This window comes from Flavobacterium psychrotolerans, from assembly GCF_003097635.1.
GTDB lineage: Bacteria > Bacteroidota > Bacteroidia > Flavobacteriales > Flavobacteriaceae > Flavobacterium > Flavobacterium psychrotolerans.
This window is the reverse complement of the sequence record NZ_QCZI01000012.1, coordinates 75,777-93,484: the sequence shown is the minus strand read 5'-3', so window position 1 is coordinate 93,484 and position 17,708 is coordinate 75,777. Positions and strand designations below refer to the sequence as shown.

At 35.3% G+C, this 17,708-nt stretch carries 16 protein-coding genes and 1 pseudogene; 8 read left to right on the top strand and 9 right to left on the bottom strand.

The features are described from left to right. Positions 1-10: 10 nt before the first annotated feature. From DB895_RS10410 to nirK, 4 genes and pseudogenes are all read right to left on the bottom strand, one after another. Complete coding sequence (locus tag DB895_RS10410; RefSeq protein ID WP_116725302.1) at positions 11-610, bottom strand: SCO family protein; 600 nt, start codon at positions 608-610, stop codon at positions 11-13. 24 nt (positions 611-634) lie between these two features. After that, positions 635-1,408: a formylglycine-generating enzyme family protein gene (locus tag DB895_RS10405; RefSeq protein WP_116725301.1), complete on the bottom strand. Its 774-nt coding sequence runs from the start codon at positions 1,406-1,408 to the stop codon at positions 635-637. A gap of 13 nt (positions 1,409-1,421) precedes the next feature. Further along, positions 1,422-1,745, bottom strand: a pseudogene (locus DB895_RS10400) (c-type cytochrome); the annotation flags it as partial. Positions 1,746-1,817: 72 nt separating this feature from the next. After that, positions 1,818-3,293 (bottom strand): copper-containing nitrite reductase, encoded by a 1,476-nt coding sequence (gene nirK, locus DB895_RS10395; RefSeq protein ID WP_116725299.1) that lies wholly within the window; start codon positions 3,291-3,293, stop codon positions 1,818-1,820. A gap of 992 nt (positions 3,294-4,285) precedes the next feature. Between nirK and DB895_RS10390 the strand changes: the two genes are divergently transcribed. The 5 genes from DB895_RS10390 (at position 4,286) to lpxD (ending at position 8,030) form a co-directional block, all read left to right on the top strand. Further along, entirely contained in the window at positions 4,286-4,717 is a 432-nt protein-coding gene (locus tag DB895_RS10390; RefSeq protein WP_116725298.1) for a hypothetical protein, read from the top strand. A gap of 284 nt (positions 4,718-5,001) precedes the next feature. Further along, a complete protein-coding gene (locus DB895_RS10385; RefSeq protein ID WP_116725312.1) occupies positions 5,002-5,379 on the top strand; it encodes a VOC family protein in 378 nt (125 codons plus the stop codon). Between the two features lie 37 nt (positions 5,380-5,416). Next, positions 5,417-5,809: a hypothetical protein gene (locus tag DB895_RS10380; protein WP_116725297.1), complete on the top strand. Its 393-nt coding sequence runs from the start codon at positions 5,417-5,419 to the stop codon at positions 5,807-5,809. A gap of 200 nt (positions 5,810-6,009) precedes the next feature. Continuing rightward, positions 6,010-6,720: a YebC/PmpR family DNA-binding transcriptional regulator gene (locus tag DB895_RS10375; RefSeq protein ID WP_116725296.1), complete on the top strand. Its 711-nt coding sequence runs from the start codon at positions 6,010-6,012 to the stop codon at positions 6,718-6,720. A gap of 308 nt (positions 6,721-7,028) precedes the next feature. Beyond that, entirely contained in the window at positions 7,029-8,030 is a 1,002-nt protein-coding gene (gene lpxD / locus DB895_RS10370; RefSeq protein WP_116725295.1) for a UDP-3-O-(3-hydroxymyristoyl)glucosamine N-acyltransferase, read from the top strand. 8 nt (positions 8,031-8,038) lie between these two features. Here lpxD and DB895_RS10365 read toward each other — a convergent pair whose 3' ends face one another. From DB895_RS10365 to DB895_RS10355, 3 genes are all read right to left on the bottom strand, one after another. After that, positions 8,039-9,478 carry a pyruvate kinase gene (locus DB895_RS10365; protein ID WP_116725294.1) on the bottom strand — a complete coding sequence of 480 codons (1,440 nt, stop codon included), beginning with the start codon at positions 9,476-9,478 and terminating at the stop codon, positions 8,039-8,041. Between the two features lie 146 nt (positions 9,479-9,624). Beyond that, entirely contained in the window at positions 9,625-10,971 is a 1,347-nt protein-coding gene (locus DB895_RS10360) for an inorganic phosphate transporter (protein WP_116725293.1), read from the bottom strand. Positions 10,972-11,001: 30 nt separating this feature from the next. After that, complete coding sequence (locus tag DB895_RS10355; RefSeq protein WP_116725292.1) at positions 11,002-11,646, bottom strand: DUF47 domain-containing protein; 645 nt, start codon at positions 11,644-11,646, stop codon at positions 11,002-11,004. 191 nt (positions 11,647-11,837) lie between these two features. On the opposite strand from DB895_RS10355, the gene DB895_RS10350 reads away from it, so the two are divergent. From DB895_RS10350 to DB895_RS10340, 3 genes are all read left to right on the top strand, one after another. Then, positions 11,838-13,466: an acyl-CoA carboxylase subunit beta gene (locus DB895_RS10350; RefSeq protein WP_116725291.1), complete on the top strand. Its 1,629-nt coding sequence runs from the start codon at positions 11,838-11,840 to the stop codon at positions 13,464-13,466. 9 nt (positions 13,467-13,475) lie between these two features. Further along, entirely contained in the window at positions 13,476-15,104 is a 1,629-nt protein-coding gene (locus tag DB895_RS10345; RefSeq protein ID WP_116725290.1) for a M1 family metallopeptidase, read from the top strand. 93 nt (positions 15,105-15,197) lie between these two features. Continuing rightward, entirely contained in the window at positions 15,198-15,623 is a 426-nt protein-coding gene (locus DB895_RS10340; RefSeq protein WP_116725289.1) for a DoxX family protein, read from the top strand. A gap of 58 nt (positions 15,624-15,681) precedes the next feature. Here DB895_RS10340 and DB895_RS10335 read toward each other — a convergent pair whose 3' ends face one another. After that, positions 15,682-16,728 (bottom strand): AMP-binding protein, encoded by a 1,047-nt coding sequence (locus DB895_RS10335; protein WP_116725288.1) that lies wholly within the window; start codon positions 16,726-16,728, stop codon positions 15,682-15,684. Next, entirely contained in the window at positions 16,709-17,683 is a 975-nt protein-coding gene (locus DB895_RS10330; RefSeq protein WP_116725287.1) for a CPBP family intramembrane glutamic endopeptidase, read from the bottom strand. The genes DB895_RS10335 and DB895_RS10330 overlap by 20 nt, the downstream gene beginning before the upstream one ends. Between the last annotated feature and the right edge of the window lie 25 nt (positions 17,684-17,708).

Sequence of the window (17,708 nt, the reverse complement as noted above, 5' to 3'; positions counted from 1 at the left end):
ATTATTTAATTTAATTTAGCTTTTCAGCTTCTTCGGTGATTTTTTTAATCGTTTCGTCTGAGTTTACCCCTAATCCTTCCTGTTGGTAGGCCAATTCACCTTCTGCATTAAAAACACTGATAATATTGGAATGTGAAAAATCCATAGGGGAAATTTTTTTGTAGTTTACTGCTAACACAGCCGCAAATTCTCTGGTATTTTCTTCTGTTGAACGCAAGAATACCCATTGGTCTGCATCCATTTTATTTTCAATAGAAAATGCTTTTAAACGTTCTGGAGTATCAACGGTTGGGTCGATGCTTACTAAAACAAGTTTAACGTTCTTCTTAATATTTTCGGGTAAACGACTTTCAATGTTACGCATATCGGCAACCAGTCTCGGACAAGCCGATTTACAGGAGGTGTATATCATTACCATTACCAGCACTTTACCTTTCATTTCTTTCATTTCTAAAGTTTTCCCATCCTGATTGGTCCATTTTGAAGGAAGATTATAGATAGATAAATCAGAAATACCTTTGGCTGTTGAAGAATTATTTACGTTTTTATTAGAATTGCATCCTTGCAATCCCAACAGAATCATCATTAATCCTAAAATTAATTTTTTCATTATTAAATTATTAAATTATTGAATCTATTTAAGATCCTTGGCACAACGAAACCCTAGATTTCGAGTCGTGAATCTTGCTTTTAAGCTGGCGCGGAAACCATAGCGCATAAAAGCGGCATAATTCATTAAATCGGAAGCATTAACGGAACCGCTACCACAAAAAAGATTCTTATCGGTATCCTTGTCTTTTCGAGATTCGCCTGACAAGAAAATACTGTTGAAATCGGAAGTCCATTCCCAAACTAATCCATGCATATCATAGACCCCCCAGTAATTTTTGAACGTTTTACCTACTGGGTTTACAAAGGTTTTAGGCTTTTCATACCAAGATAAAATATAATTGTTGAATTCTTCTTTTGATCGTGCATCAGCTCGTTTTTCATCGGCCATGGCCACATATTCCCACTCGTCCATGGTAGGCAATCTTTTTCCCTGACACTCACAGTATTTTTTGGCAACAAACCAAGAAACATTGGTTATAGGGGCATTACTTAAATTATTTTTGCCATAATTAAACTCACTTTCCCAATGGGATAAGTAACTCTTTTCGGCAAAAATGCCTTTCATTTTAGAGCGACTGAATTCTGGGCGTTTTTTTATGAAAGCTAAAAATTGCGCATTGGTAACAGGATAAACATCCATGCTAAAAGCATCAACTTCTACTGGTTTTTTATCCTTAGTCCCATAAAGGGGAACGTAAGCCCCCCTTTTTATGGCAACCATTTGACTTTCTTGAGCCAAAAGCGATGTTACAATCATTACTAAAAATGTGGATATTATAATTTTCAGTTGTAACATAACTCTTCCAATTTTATTTTCTTTGGGCTTTAACCATAGCTGGTGTTACTTTGGTTTTGTTGTTTCCCCAACTGCTATAAACATAAGTAAATGCATCAGCTATTTCCTGATCTGTCAAAGCAGCTGGTGGCATCGCCCCGTTAAATTTAGCTCCGTTTACAGTGATAGGACCTGTTAACCCCTTTACAACTCCTTTTATTGCCCGATTTACATCTTTATTCAAGTAATCTGATTTGGCTAAAGGTGGAAATGCACCTGGAATTCCAAGACCCGTAGCCTGATGACAAGCAACACACAATTTTCCATAAACCACTTTTCCTTTGTCTACTGATTGACTGAAACCTTGGAATGCAAACCCTAAAAACGCGATACTTAATATGTACTTTTTCATAATTGTTATATTTATAGATTAGTGACTGTTTTGATTTCTTTGAGCCTTAACCATGGCTGCTGTTATTCTTGTTTTGTTATTACCCCAACTATCATAAACAAAGGTTAATGTATTGGCTATTTCCTCATCGGTAAGGTTTTGACTGGTCATAACATTATTATATTTTTTACCGTTTACCGTAACTTCACCTGTTAAACCATGAAGCACTGCATTCATCGCCCTTTTAGAATCAGCGTTTAAATAATCTGATTTTGCCAATGGAGGGAAAACTGTTGGAATACCTTGCCCTTCAGATTGGTGACAAGCGAAACAAACTTTTCCGAAAACATCTTTACCTGCTTGGATTTGTTGTGGTATTGTTTTTGCCACTTTGGATACAGCTACTTCTTTTCCTTTTGGCATAGTTTGAATTGCACCACCTTCAGGTAAATAAATTCCTTCTTGGGTTGTCCCTGAGTAGATTGTTTTATCTTCGGGACCTTCCACTTTTAGCATACCTAATGCCCCTTTATTAAAGGCCCTAAATATGGAGTGATCAACCAAAATTAATGTTCCAGGTACATCTACTTTAAATTCAACTATTGCCGCTCCTCCTGAAGGAATCAATGTGGTCTGAACATTATGGTTAACCATATCACCTCCCTCAATCCGTACATTATCAAATATTTCACCAATAACATGGAAAGATGAAACTAAGTTTGGACCTCCATTACCTACAAACAAACGAACCGTTTCGCCCACTTTTGCCGTAATCGCTTTACTACCAACCAAGGATCCGGTTTTTCCGTTAAAGACAACATAATCTGGTTGTTCTTTAACTGCCTTATCCATATCAAAAGCTTGTAATCCCTGATCTCCATTTTTTCCTTTTGTATAGAAATCACCTTGCATAATGTAGTATTCTTTATCTACTGCTGGCAAACCTCCTTCTGGCTCTACTAATATCAACCCATACATACCGTTTGCAATGTGCATTCCTACGGGAGCCGTTGCGCAATGGTACACATATAAACCTGGATTTAATGTTTTAAAATTAAATACTTTTTCATGTCCCGGAGCCACAAGTGATGAAGCAGCTCCCCCACCTTGTCCTGTTACGGCATGTAAATCAATATTATGAGATAATTTATTGTCTGGATGATTTCTTAAATGGAATTCAACTTCATCCCCAACTCGGGTTCTGATAAAACTGCCCGGAACAGAACCTCCGAATGTCCAATAGGTATATTTTACACCATCGGCCAACTCGCTTTCCATTTCTTTGACTTCCATATTCACAATTAGCTTGGTGGCATCTCTGCTTCCAATTGGTTTTGGAACCAAGGGTGGAGCCGTTAATTCAGCCTCCATTTGGCCTTCTACCTCAATGTACTTGTTTCTGTCTGCTGAGCTAAAATCAGCTAATTGTTTGAATGCAAATAAGCCTAAAGAAAGTGCTAAGCATCCTATTAGCGCAATTTTAATTTGCTTACCATTTTTAAAAGTCGTTTTCATAATAATAAAGTTGTTAAGTTCATCTTAAATAATAAAGCAAATATAAAAGACAATTTTATCCTTTATCATGATAATTATCATGTTTGAAAAAATTGATTAGAAAAATGATTATTTATATTTATGAGTAATATAAATTTATGATTTAAATCATAAATTTAATACATTAATTTATATTACTTTATGACTTTAATCCATTTGCTTCTTTAATCAAATAAAAATACTAAAAAAAAAGGAATCAGTTATACAAATAGATTTATTTTATTTTTAGGTAGCGATGACGGAAAAATAGAAGGAAAAGCACCTATTTTTAACGAAAATGAAGCAGCCCCTTTTTCTATCAAATTCTTGAAGGAAGTGTTAGACTGTATAATTCAAATGATGACGGAAAAGAATTTACTCATGGTATTTTTCACATGAGAGAATGTTTTTGGTGAACCAATATTGTTAATTGAAAAACATAATATTTCTAAATCCATAACAATTCAGGACAGTATCATTATTAAGATGTCAAAAGAAAAATTTTTGAAAATTTTGGATGACTATCCTTTCATCTAAAAAGATTTTATGAATTTATTTACAAAAAAACATTCAAAAGTAAACACCCTTCATTTAACAAAATATTTTCAAAATAACTGTACAATCTAGGCAAATGTTAATCCCAGTTTACCTTGACCACATCAGTAAAAAGATAACTTAATTTCGAATCTATTTTGATTTTATCATAAAAACTTAAATAATTTACTAAACCCGTTACGAAGTCATTACATAATCTGAATTATCTAAAAAAACTATGTGTCTATCCTGGAAAAATTAGAACCTAAAACTACTATGACTTATAAACTTAATATTTACAACAGCAATTTACTAAAAGCTTGAATGGTTTTGTATGACTTTTTAATCATTATAAAGTAAATTGAATAAAATTTTGTTACACATTAAACCTTTCATACCTTTAATAGTCTTATTTCTATAACCCTTAAAATTAAAGTAAAATGAAAAAATTATTTTTAGCAGCATTACTAGTTGTTGGATTAACAACTTTTGCTCAAGAACAAAAAGACAAACCAAAAAGAGCTGGAATGGAAAATCTCACACAAGAGCAAAAAAATCAAATGCATTTGAAAAGGCTGACATCCGAACTAGATTTAAACGCGAAGCAGCAACTAGAAGTGGGAAAAATTATTGCTGAACAAGGAACTAAAAAAGAGGCTATGAAAGCCAAACATGAAGCCATGAAAGCGGAGCAAAAAAGACCTACAGACGAAGAACGAGCTGCTATAAAAAAACAAATGCTTGATGATAAAAATGCGATGAATGATAAAATGAAAGCCGTTTTATCTCCGGAACAATTTGTAAAATGGAATGAAATCCGAGAAAAAAACAAAGCGAAAAGAGGCGAACGAAAAGGAATGAAAAGAGAGTAATTTGAATAGAAAAATCTCATCTCAGCCTACAAACTGCAAGTACATTCTTTAATTGACAAAAATACAAAGTAGCTATTGTCACGAGATGAAAGATAAGCGATTAATGAATAGAGTCAATTCTATTTGTTAATCGCTTGCTTATTAATAGTGTTCATCAAATACATAGTTTGTCCAATGCGGATTTAGAAACCAATTTACTTATTTATTCAAATAACAATATCTCTTTTTATTTGATTAGTTCTAAAAAAATAGTACCTTTAAGTGGCTCATTAATTTTAAATGAAATGAAAATACCAAAGCAATATCTTCCTATAGTACCTTATTTAATTTTGAGCAATTCCAAGGGGTTTTTAGAATTTGTGAAAACCGTTTTTGATGCCAAAGAGCAATATATGGCAAAGCATGAAAATGACGACATACAGCATGGGGAAATAAAAATTCAGGATGCAGTTATTATGTTCTCTCAATCCAATGAAAATTGGGGAAATCGGCCTGCAGGAATGTTTATTTTTGTTGAAGATGTAGATAAAATCTATGACGCCGGATTAAGACACAACTGCATCAGCCTAATGATTCCCCAAAAGAAAGAATATGGCTATACCGCAGGTTTCGAAGACCCTTTTGGCAATCAATGGTGGTTAGTGGAGGGTGGAAAAGAATAGTTTCTTAAATAAATAAAAACAATTAAACACTAAAAAAATGAAAATAAAAACATTCACAATTCTCGCATTCTTATTGGCATTCCATTCCATAACTGCCCAGTCTATTTTCGATAAATGGCAGGCCGTTAAAGAATTTAATGAAGTATTATCACAAACTTATCCTCCCGCAAAAGGAGGAGATTTAGAACCCGTAAAAATTCGTTCTGAAGAAATGATGATAAAAGCTGAAGCTTTATTGAAATTGGATATTCCTGCTGAATATAGAACCAAAAGCATTCTCGCGTTTGCAGAAAAACTGCAACTTAAAAGTAAAATGCTACACAAATTAGTACTTGCTAAAGCTCCAGATGCAGAAATCCTTAAATCAGTAACCGAACTGAACAACACATTTCAGGATATTGTTGGAATTCCACCAGCTGAAAAAAAATAATCATCCCTTTTTTCAATTTATTAAATTCCTTACTTAAAAAAAATCATTTGGGAATATTTATAAAAAATAGCCGTTTTTTATAAATATTTCTATGTTTGCATGTAGTTATGAACTTACGTAACTTTCATATCATTATTAAAATAAAATCATTGGAAAAAATGCAGAATAATACTATTTTTGCATCGTAAAAAAAATCAGAAATGGGAAGAGCGTTTGAGTTCCGAAAAGGGAGAAAAATGAAGCGTTGGTCGGCAATGGCTAAAGCATTTACCAGAATTGGTAAAGATATTGTAATGGCGGTTAAGGAAGGTGGTCCTAATCCAGAAGCGAATTCCAGATTGAGGGCAGTTATCCAGAATTCTAAGGCAGCCAATATGCCCAAAGAAAATGTGGAACGTGCCATCAAAAAAGCAATTGACAAAGATACTGCCAACTATAAGGAAGTTTTGTTTGAAGGCTATGCGCCACACGGAATTGCAATTCTTGTAGAAACGGCTACCGATAATAATAACCGTACAGTTGCTAACGTAAGAAGCTATTTTAACAAATGCAATGGAACGATGGGAACACAAGGTTCTGTTGAATTCATGTTTGACCATACCTGTAATTTCAGAATTCCAAAAGGGGAAATTGACCCAGAGGAATTGGAATTAGAATTAATAGATTTTGGTGCCGAAGAAGTCTTTGAAGATGAAGACGGTATTTTAATTTATGCCCCTTTTGGAAGTTTTGGAACCATCCAAAAAGAATTGGAAAACAGAAAACTGGAAATCCTTTCTTCAGGTTTTGAGCGCATCCCTCAAATCACTAAAAAGTTGTCGGAAGCTGAAATGGCTGATGTAGAAAAACTAATTGAAAAAATGGAAGAAGACGATGACGTGATGAATGTATATCATACCATGGAGGAGTAGTTGATCTTTCTATACTAAAATAAAAACTGTTTGAAATTACTTTTCGAACAGTTTTTTTTATGCAAAATAGAAAAGCTATCACTCTAAATTGAATTACAGCAAACATTCAATTTAACTAGAGGAAAAACAAATTATCGCAACCATAAAACATGCTATATTTTTTTATCTGACAGGTAAAACTATTTTTATTCAAATATCATTAAAGCTTTTTGACTTGTTTTTAAAGCACATAAATCTGAAAATATATTAGGTATTTCAACTCAAATTTACTTTATTTGATATCTATACCACAAATCCAATTCTAAACAATGAAATCCTTTTCCATTCAAGAAATTAATGACATCCTTCAAGGAGTTCTCATAGGAACTACGAATCAAAAAATTACCGCTCCAGAGCAATTGGAAATGGCAAACGATACTGAAATTTCTTTTATTGGAAACAAGAAATACGAAAAATTTTGGGCTACATCAAAAGCATGCGCAGCTGTTGTTAATGATGATATTTCTATAGAACCCGGAGAAAACAGGGTCTTTATAAAAGTTAAGAATGCCGATTTGGCAATGTCGCAAGTATTAGCACTTTTTGCCCCACCTACCCCATTATTTGCAATAGACATCCATCCAACAGCCACAATTGACACTACGGCCAGTATTGGAAACGGAACTCGAATTGGTGCTGGGTGCTATATTGGTCCGAAAGTGCAACTTGGGGAAAACGTGACCATTTATCCTAATGTCACAATTCTTGACGAATGTACTATTGGTAAAAATACGGTGATTTGGCCTGGAGCCGTAATTCGGGAGCGTTGCCATGTGGGAAGCGATTGCATTTTACACCCAAATTCAACTATTGGTGCGGATGGTTTTGGATTCCGTCCTGATCCACAAAGAGGTTTGGTTAAAATTCCGCAAATTGGGAACGTCATCCTTGGAAACGGTGTTGAAATTGGCGCAAATTCTTGTGTGGACAGAGGTAAATTCAGTTCGACAGTATTAGGAGACGGTTGCAAAATTGACAATTTAGTTCAAATTGGGCATAACAGTAAATTAGGTAAATTTTGTATCATGGCTGGACATAGCGGCGTCGCCGGTTCAGTAACATTAGGAAACGGAGTCATCATTGGCGGAAGTGCTTCCATAAAAGACCATACCACTATTGGAGACGGAGCCACTGTAGGTGCAGGATCGGGAGTAACGGGAGATGTCCCCGCAGGAAAAGTAGTATTGGGTTATCCGGCAGTGGAAGCTCGTGATGCGCTGAAACAATGGGCAATTTTGAAAAGATTGGTTCGGGATTCCAACAATAAATAAAGCATCCCCTATTTATTCATGAACCGAGTCGCAATAGCAAGAGGACGGAACGTGAATCGCTTTTTGATATGGTGTCCGCCACTTCTGAACAAAATGTTTTTTAGAGTATCCAATGTTTGAAGCGTGTGTGCACCTTTGTTAATCATAACGCAGTCTGCTTGTGCGGCATGGGCAGCATCGGTGATTTCTGAACGGGTGGCTACTCCCGATTTATTTAGATTTTCCAATACTTGGGTAGCCCATATTACAGGGACATGAGCCGATTCGGATATCCACAGGATTTCTTCCTGAATTTCGCTCATCCGTTCAAAGCCTATTTCAACGGCCAAATCTCCCCTAGCAATCATCACCCCGATATTTTCCTGTTGCATGCCAGATAACAATAAATCGGGCAAATTTTTAACGGCTTGTGGCGTTTCAATTTTTATCACTAAATCCAATTGTTTATTGTTTCCTAACACGTGTTGTAATTGAAGTATGTCATTTGAATTGCGAACAAAAGAATACCCAACCATGTCTGCATGTTGGACAATAAAAGGAATGCACATTACGTCATAGTCCGTTAATGAAGGCGTCATCAAGTTTGAATTCGGAAAATTGACTCCTTTTTCGTTCTTAATGTATGGTTTTTTCGAGGAAACCCTAATTATCTGTAACCGAACTCTTTTTGGTTCAATTTTATCCACTCGAGCCTCGATAAGCCCGTCGTCAAATAAAACAATTTCACCCACATTCAATTGATTAAAAACGCCAACAATGGTACAGCCTACTGTTAGTTTCCTGTCATTAATGTTGTTTTCGTCCGTCAAATAAATCATTTGTCCCTCAACAACTTTAAGCCTCCCGCTCCTTTTTACAATAGTTCTAATCTTTGGCCCCGCAAGATCCATGTAAATTTTACATTGCAATCCAGTCGTTTTTATGGCTTTATCAATATTTTTAATCATTTTATACCAAATGGCCTGATCGTCATGTGCACAATTAATACGGGCAATATTCATTCCCGATTGCAATAAATTTTCAACTTTTAAGTAATCAGTAGCCAAGCTATTGTCAAAAGTTACCATGATGTAAGGAACAGAATCCGTTAGCTTTTTACCAAATAATCCAGTTAATTTTTTTGAAAGAGAAAGTTTACTGGTTTCATAACTAAAAATGTCTTCTGTAATTTTTTTCTTAATACCCAATCGTTCTAAAATAGCCAACAATTGTCCTCGAATGTGACTTTCGGAACTTGCCATAGAGGACAATCCGCAGGTATGCAAGTCATCCTGCAAGTCTCTTATGTCTTGGGACCGAAGGGCCAAATAATGCAGTAAATTTACGGCGCACTTCTTATTTTCCGGATGTATTTTTTCTAAAATATAATCAAAATCTTTCTCTACCTGAATCATAAAATCATTGATTTCATGAAGTCGTTCGGCAATTTTAGCCAAATTTTCAGACATAATTACTACTTTTTACAATTAATAACCCAGATAAATTTACGCATTATAATGGTTCATTTTAACGAAAACGAAACATTTATTTTGAATATAAACAGTCTGTTTTTATTGGCAAAAAGCAATCAAATAAAATATAGAAAATGAAAATATTAAAGGAACAAACTCAAAATATAATAAACAAAAGCCGCTAAAATAGCCGTAATTGGTATTGTAAGTACCCAAGCCCACACTAAACTTACCGTAACTCCCCAGCGTACCGCAGAAATACGCTTGGTTAAACCAACCCCTATTATTGAACCTGTAATGGTATGTGTTGTACTTACTGGTATTTTGAAGTGTTCAGTAATGTATAATGTCAAGGCTCCGGCGGTTTCGGCAGCAACTCCTTCAAAAGAAGTTACTTTAGTGATTTTTGACCCCATCGTCTTTACAATTTTCCATCCACCACTTAATGTTCCAATAGCAATCGAGGTATAGCACGCTAGGGGAATCCAATCTGGCATTGCTCCTTTTATTCCTTTATCATCGTCTGGAAGTATTACTTGTAACCAATCCGGTAGACTGGCAATAGCAACTCCACTTGTATGAATATAAACCGCTACCGCAGCGGCAATGATACCCATTACTTTCTGGGAATCGTTTCCACCATGACCTAAACTAAACGCAGCCGAGGAAACCAATTGCATTTTTTTTAACCAAGCATTCGCTTGATGTAAATTTAAACTGCTAAATATCAAGCAAAAAGAACTTACCGTTAATATAATAAAAGCAACCAAAAACCATTTTATATTATGGGATTCAAAAACGACACTCCAAAAATGAGACTCAAAACGAGGTTTTTCAATAGCTTCAAAATCTACCATTTGACCTTTCACAAACCAAATTGTCAAAACCATTAATCCAAACGTGAACATTTTAGGGTAGATACTTTTTTTAGAGGCATTGAGCAGCCAAATTGATATTATATATGAAATTAAAGCCCCCAGTAATGGCGCCAATACAATAAAAGCAATAATAATCACAACTCCTGAAGGCATTCCACCGTCTTTTCCTGCTTTATACCAACTTACTATATCATACCAATGTTTCGTTTGCGTTACTGCTCCATCAAGTATAGTGTAATCGGAAAATCCATGTATAGCAATGGCATGTGCAATGGCAGCTCCCGCAAAACCACCTATGAGCGTATGTGATGAACTTGAAGGAATCCCTTGCCACCAAGTAATTAAATTCCAAATGATAGCACCAATAACGCCAGCGAGTATAACGACAAGATTGATCTCACTTGTTTCTGCCGTTTTAGCAACGGTATTTGCCACTCCTAAACCAAAAACCCAATACGCTAAAAAGTTAAAGAAAGCTGCCCAAAGTACCGCTTGAAAAGGGGTAAGCACTTTTGTAGCAACTACCGTAGCAATTGCATTAGCGGCATCATGAAAACCATTTATATAATCGAAAATTAATGCCAAAACAATAATAACTATAAGTAGAGTCATAAAAGTAATTTCAAGATGAAAGAGATTGTTTTAAGAATGTTTTACAGAAATTGATTCTAAAACACTTGCTACACTTTTACATTTATCAGCAGCAGATTCTAAAACTGATAATACTTCTTTATATTTAATAATATTTTTAGCATCTGTTTCATTCTCGAATAAATCGGCCACAGCTTTGTCATAAACAGTGTCTGATTTGTTTTCCAATTTATTGATTCTAGCACATGCATCCGTAATGGTCTTGATTTTCTTCAAATTACGTAATTCTCTAATCGCCGCGTCAATATTCTGACAAGCTTCAAGATTAATCTCTGTCAATTTCCTGATCGATTTCGTGATTTTATCCACGTGGTACAATTTCATTCTGCTTGAAGCACCATGAATATTTCCCGCCACATTATCAATTGCCGTAATCAATGAATAAATATCTTCTCTGTCAAAAGGAGTGATAAAATTTCTGCTTAATTCAAGATTAGTCTGACGTGTAATTTCTTCCCCTAGTTGCTCTAACTCGTCTATTTTCAAGAAAAGGGTGTCTCTCTCTTTAATCGGCAAATTAACGGCTTCATGTAAAGTTGAAGCTAATAGAATCAGATTACCACTGGCTTGTTCAAGTAATGGGAAGAATTTTTTATCCTTTGGAACTAAAAACTGAAAAATACTGTTTAGTGACATATATTGAAATTTTATGGTGCAAATATAAACATTTGATAATAAAATTTAACCAATTATTAATACACTTTTACTTAAATCACATAACCACTTGACTCCTTTTTTTATATCAATCGTTTTCGTATTTTCGCAGTATAAAATCACAAAACTAAAACATAGCTTTTAATTTTTGGATGAATCAGAACCTCAACCCTATGGACTTAAACTTCAACAAAAACGAAGACCACAACAAGCTTTTACTCTCAAATTTAAAACAACAGTTTGCCAAAGTAAAACTTGGTGGTGGTGAAAAACGTATCGAGAAATTACATTCTGAGGGCAAAATGACAGCTCGGGAACGTATTGATTATTTGCTTGACGCCAAGGCCAAATGCATCGAAATTGGCGCCTTTGTTGGTGATGGAATGTATGCAGAACACGGCGGATGTCCTTCCGGTGGGGTTGTCGTAAAATTGGGGTATATTAAAGGAAAACAGTGCGTTGTTGTTGCCAATGATGCTACGGTAAAAGCCGGAGCATGGTTTCCTATCACAGCTAAAAAGAATTTGCGAGCACAGGAAATTGCCATGGAAAATCGCCTGCCAATTATTTATTTAGTAGATAGTGCGGGGGTTTTCTTGCCACTGCAAGATGAAATTTTCCCCGATAAAGAACATTTTGGAAGAATCTTTAGAAACAATGCCATCATGAGTAGCATGGGAATCACTCAAATTTCGGCCGTAATGGGCAGCTGCGTTGCCGGTGGCGCCTATTTACCCATCATGAGTGACGAAGCCATGATTGTAGATAAAACGGGAAGCATTTTTCTGGCAGGCAGTTATTTGGTGAAAGCCGCTATTGGTGAAAGCATAGACAATGAAACACTGGGCGGAGCAACAACCCATTGTGAAATTTCAGGTGTTACAGACTATAAAGCGAAAGACGACAAGGACGCACTAGACAGAATAAAAAATATTATAGGCAAAATTGGCGATTACAACAAAGCAGGTTTCAATAGAGAGAAATCAGAAAAACCAGCGTTGGACGAAAATGAAATCTACGGAATTTTACCCAAAGCCAGAAACGAACCCTACGATATGTATGAAATCATCAAGCGGTTAGTTGATAATTCTGAATTTGACGAATACAAAGCGGGTTATGGACAAACCCTAATTACAGCCTATGCCAGAATCGATGGTTGGGCGGTCGGAATTGTGGCCAATCAGAGAAAAATTGTGAAAACCAAAAATGGCGAAATGCAGTTTGGTGGTGTCATCTATTCGGATTCAGCAGACAAGGCAACTCGTTTTATTGCCAATTGCAACCAGAAAAAAATTCCTTTGGTTTTTATTCAGGACGTTACCGGTTTTATGGTAGGGAGCAAATCAGAACACGGCGGAATCATAAAGGACGGGGCGAAAATGGTGAATGCGGTTTCCAATTCGGTCGTGCCGAAATTCACGGTAATCGTAGGGAATTCATACGGTGCGGGAAATTATGCCATGTGCGGAAAAGCCTATGACCCCAGATTGATTTTTGCATGGCCAAGTGCTGAATTGGCTGTAATGGGCGGAACACAAGCCGCAAAAGTATTGGCCCAAATTGAAGCTTCTTCGCTTAAAGCAAAAGGGGAAATTGTTGATGAACAAAAAGAAACCGAATTATTCGATAAAATAAAAGCTCGCTATGATGCGCAAACATCTCCATATTATGCCGCGGCAAGATTGTGGACGGATGCCATTATTGATCCATTGGAAACCCGAACCTGGATTTCTATGGGGATCGAAGCAGCGAACCACTCGCCTATTGAGAAAAAATTTAATTTGGGTGTGATTCAAGTTTAATTTCAGATTATGAAAAAATTAATCATTGCGTCAATTCTTTTTGCGGGAACATCTTTATTCGCCCAAGAAACCTTCACCAGAAAAGATTCCCTTCGCGGTAGTTTGCGCTCGGAACGCACTTGTTTTGATGTTTTGCGCTATGATTTGAATATCAAAATCAATCCTTTAGAAAAATCGATTGTTGGATATAACGATATTACTTTTAAAGTCGTCGAAAACACAAGCAAAATTCAATTGGATTTGTTCGAAAATATGAAAATTGACAGTATTGTTTTGGATGCTAAGAAACTGAATTACAAACGAGAGTTTGGTGCCGTTTTTATCGATTTTCCTTCTCCCTTAATTCAAAATTCCGAACAACGAATTCGATTTTATTATTCTGGGAATCCAATAATTGCCAAAAATGCGCCTTGGGACGGCGGATTTGTTTTCAACAAAGATAGTAACGAAAAAAACTGGATTGGCGTTGCTGTGCAAGGAACCGGAGCTAGTCTTTGGTTTCCGTGCAAAGATTCCCAAACTGACGAACCCGATTGGGGCGCAACACTAAAAGTAGCCGTTCCAAACGGACTGATGGATGTTTCCAATGGAAGGCTCATCGGTTCCGAAGATTTAAAAAACGGATATACCCGCTGGGATTGGGAGGTGAAAAACCCAATTAACAATTATGACATTACGGTGAATATAGGAGATTATGTCCATTTTGGAGAAAACTATAAAGGATTGGATTTAGATTATTATGTTTTACGTGAAAACGAAGCCAAAGCAAAAATTCAATTTGAACAGGTAAAATCCATGATGGATTGTTTTCAATCGAAATTTGGCGCATATCCATTTGCTACCGATGGCTACAAATTAATCGAAACGCCTTATTTGGGAATGGAACATCAAAGTGCTGTGGCTTATGGCAATAAATATAGAAATGGCTATTTAGGAAGTGATTTATCAGGAACGGGAATTGGATTGAATTTTGACTATATCATCATTCACGAAAGTGGCCATGAATGGTTCGGCAACAGCATTACCAGCAAAGATATTGCCGATATGTGGATTCATGAGGCATTTACAATGTACGCTGAAGCTGTATTTATAGAGTGCCAATACGGTTATGAAAAAGCGCAAATTTACATCAATGGTTTAGGAAGAAATATCAGAAACGACAAGCCAATTATTGGGAATTATGGTGTAAACAATGAAGGCTCCGATGACATGTACTATAAAGGGGCACTGTTATTAAATACGTTACGGCATGTTATAAATGACGATGTAAAATGGTGGAAATTACTATTAGACTATTCCAACACCTATCGCCATCAAATTATAGATACTGAAATGGTTATTGCTTTTTTTAATCGGGAAAGCGGTAGAGATCTCACTCCAATTTTCAATCAATATTTAAGACATGCAAAAATCCCGAATTTAGAAGTTCATACAGACGAAAAAAGGTTTCTTTCACTAAAATGGAAAACTGACGAAAAGAATTTTGGAATGCCAATTGAAGTCACCATCAATGGAAAAATGCATCGGATTCTAGTTTCAGACAAATGGACTGAAACTAAAGAAAAAATCAAAGATACATTCGGGAGTAAAAATTTCAATACGAATGCGTTCTTATATGAATTTTCAATACATCCCTAATTCTTTTGTTTTTTAATATTGAAATTTTCAACACTTTTACCCTATATATCATTCACATTTAGTAACTTAGTATAAATTTTAAACTAAGCTATCATGGACACTACTGTAAAAGGGTTGAATAAGTGGGCTAATAAACACACTTCCTATTCGCTAGATATTTTGCGAATTACACTTGGAATATTTTTATTATTTAAAGGGGCTTCTTTTATAACCCACAATAGGGATTTTGAGGATTTGATTGCTCCAATTAGTAATTTTATGGGGGGTATGTTTACCTTTCATTATATTGCTTTTGCTCATATCGTTGGTGGAACAATAATTATTTTCGGTTTGCTGACCCGATGGGCAATTATTGCCCAACTTCCTATTTTATTGGGTGCTGTTCTTATTAATTTCCTTGGGGTAATGCATATCGGTAATTTTATTTTTGCAACAGTAGCACTTATCGTCAGTTTATTTTTCTTGTTTTATGGAAGCGGTAAACATTCTGCGGATTATTATTTCAAAATGGAAAAATAAATAAACACTATAAAAGAAAAACGCACTAAAAGGAAATCCTTAGTGCGTTTTTATATTTTTATAAAATACTTTGACTGGATTCTTTTCTCAAAATTTTCCCGTTTTCTGTTTGTTTGAATTTAGGAACAAAAAGTACTTCTTTTGGTTTTTCATATTTATCCAAAACCTCAAAAACGGTTTCGTCAATCGTTTGCTTTTCGCCTTCAACCACTAAAACTAATTTTTCTCCTAATAGTTCATCTGGTTTTCCAATCACAAAAAATCGAGCAGGTATTTTTCCTGCAAGTTTATCTTCAATTTGTTCTGGTATCAATTTTATTCCGCCACTATTAATCATGTTGTCATATCTTCCGATAAACACAAATTGATTTTCATCAACCAACTCCACAATGTCATTGGTAACAATTAAATCCTCGGAAATTCTTGGAGCATGAATCACCAAACAATTTCTGAAATCTTGAGAAATCGTTATGTTTGGCAAAACGGTAAATGCATGCTCCCCCAACTGTTTTGCAGCAATGTGGGTAATGGTTTCGGTCATCCCGTAGGTTTCATAAACCTTAGTTGGTAATTTTAATAATTTTTTTTCTAATACTTTACTAATCATTGATCCACCAATGATTAGTTTTTTTACATTTTTCAATTCATTCAATGAATTTTTCGCTTGCAAAGGCACCATGGCAACAAAATCATATTTTGTATCATTATTTTCCATGGGATGAGCACTAGGCGCAACAAAATCAATATCTAAGCCCAAAATAAAAGCTCGGATAAACATCAATTTTCCTGCGATATAATGTACTGGCAAACATTGCAATGCTTTATTTCCTGGACGCAGGTCAAAAAAATCTCCTGTAGCGATGGCCGATTCTACAATGGCTTGTTTGGAAGTTCGAATCGTTTTGGGGCCGCCTGTAGTTCCAGAAGTCTGCAAATCGATATAGGCGCGATCATCAAACCAATCCAAAAGAAATTCTCCAATTGGCTTTTGAAAATCTTCACCTTCCTTTATAAAACTATAGGCAACTCGCAATAAATTTTCACGGTCAAAATGGATACCATTTAGTTTAAAACTGTTGTGTACATTATGATAAGTCGGAATCATGTTTGTTTTCGTTTAAGATGTTAATTGTTATGATATTAGGATTCGCAATGGTTCCTGTAAGTTTTTCAACCCAATTGGTCCAATGGTATTTTTTACTAAAGATAAATAAAAGTATAGGATAAACAACAATAACGGGTAGAATTACATCAAAGCCGGCAGTGGGCTCTGAAATGTCTTTCAAAATAGAATTTGTTTGAAAAACGGACCAATCAGCCGTTACCAACAAAGCCCCCACAAGATTGTTGGCAGCATGAAAACCTAAAGAAAGTTCCATTCCTTCATCCATTAGTGTCATAATTCCCATTAAAAAACCGGTGCCAATGTAGTATACCAAAACAATATACCCCATTTTGTTTACCTCAGGATTTAAAATATGCATCGATCCAAAAATAACAGAAGTCATTACTAATGGAAACCATTTATTTAAGGCTAAATTTCCAAATCCTTGCATCAAATACCCTCTAAAAACATATTCTTCAGTGCTGGTTTGAATCGGAATCATTACGACAGCAACAAGTGCCAATATCAAAAATGGAATGGGTTTAAAATTCAATACAAAATTTTCCGGATTGTTATAATACATGATTACCGTAGAAACTATGGTAAACAAACTCCAAATGGAAAAAGAAAAGAGAATCCTGTTCCAATCTACCTTCTTTCTTGAAGTGGTCACTTCTATAAAAGGTTGCTGGTGGACATATTTAACCACTAGAAAAATACCTACGATAGCAAAAACAAAAGAAACCATGACAAGAAATAAGGTCAAATTAGAATCCAATAGGGTCATCCAATCCTCCGTATTTGAAGAAAAACCTTTACCGTCAGAAATATTTTTTATGAAAATGGCCAAAACCAAAGGGATTTGCCCTACCGTTGATGCTAAAATTATTAGTAGAGAACCTAAAATATATTTCCAAAATTTATTTTCTGGCTTCACGCCCTGTTCTATAAACATAGTCTTTTTTGTACATATTTTATAA

Bases quoted from the DNA above. Each gene is read 5' to 3' on its own strand.
- DB895_RS10340 (WP_116725289.1), top strand. From the start codon at position 15,198: ATGGACACTACTGTAAAAGGGTTGAATAAGTGGGCTAATAAACACACT.
- DB895_RS10345 (WP_116725290.1), top strand. From the start codon at position 13,476: ATGAAAAAATTAATCATTGCGTCAATTCTTTTTGCGGGAACATCTTTA.
- DB895_RS10390 (WP_116725298.1), top strand. From the start codon at position 4,286: ATGAAAAAATTATTTTTAGCAGCATTACTAGTTGTTGGATTAACAACT.
- nirK (WP_116725299.1), bottom strand. From the start codon at position 3,293: ATGAAAACGACTTTTAAAAATGGTAAGCAAATTAAAATTGCGCTAATA.
- DB895_RS10360 (WP_116725293.1), bottom strand. From the start codon at position 10,971: ATGACTCTACTTATAGTTATTATTGTTTTGGCATTAATTTTCGATTAT.
- DB895_RS10410 (WP_116725302.1), bottom strand. From the start codon at position 610: ATGAAAAAATTAATTTTAGGATTAATGATGATTCTGTTGGGATTGCAA.
- DB895_RS10350 (WP_116725291.1), top strand. From the start codon at position 11,838: ATGGACTTAAACTTCAACAAAAACGAAGACCACAACAAGCTTTTACTC.
- DB895_RS10355 (WP_116725292.1), bottom strand. From the start codon at position 11,646: ATGTCACTAAACAGTATTTTTCAGTTTTTAGTTCCAAAGGATAAAAAA.
- DB895_RS10375 (WP_116725296.1), top strand. From the start codon at position 6,010: ATGGGAAGAGCGTTTGAGTTCCGAAAAGGGAGAAAAATGAAGCGTTGG.
- DB895_RS10335 (WP_116725288.1), bottom strand. From the start codon at position 16,728: ATGATTCCGACTTATCATAATGTACACAACAGTTTTAAACTAAATGGT.
- DB895_RS10405 (WP_116725301.1), bottom strand. From the start codon at position 1,408: ATGTTACAACTGAAAATTATAATATCCACATTTTTAGTAATGATTGTA.
- DB895_RS10330 (WP_116725287.1), bottom strand. From the start codon at position 17,683: ATGTTTATAGAACAGGGCGTGAAGCCAGAAAATAAATTTTGGAAATAT.
- DB895_RS10380 (WP_116725297.1), top strand. From the start codon at position 5,417: ATGAAAATAAAAACATTCACAATTCTCGCATTCTTATTGGCATTCCAT.
- DB895_RS10385 (WP_116725312.1), top strand. From the start codon at position 5,002: ATGAAAATACCAAAGCAATATCTTCCTATAGTACCTTATTTAATTTTG.
- DB895_RS10365 (WP_116725294.1), bottom strand. From the start codon at position 9,478: ATGTCTGAAAATTTGGCTAAAATTGCCGAACGACTTCATGAAATCAAT.
- lpxD (WP_116725295.1), top strand. From the start codon at position 7,029: ATGAAATCCTTTTCCATTCAAGAAATTAATGACATCCTTCAAGGAGTT.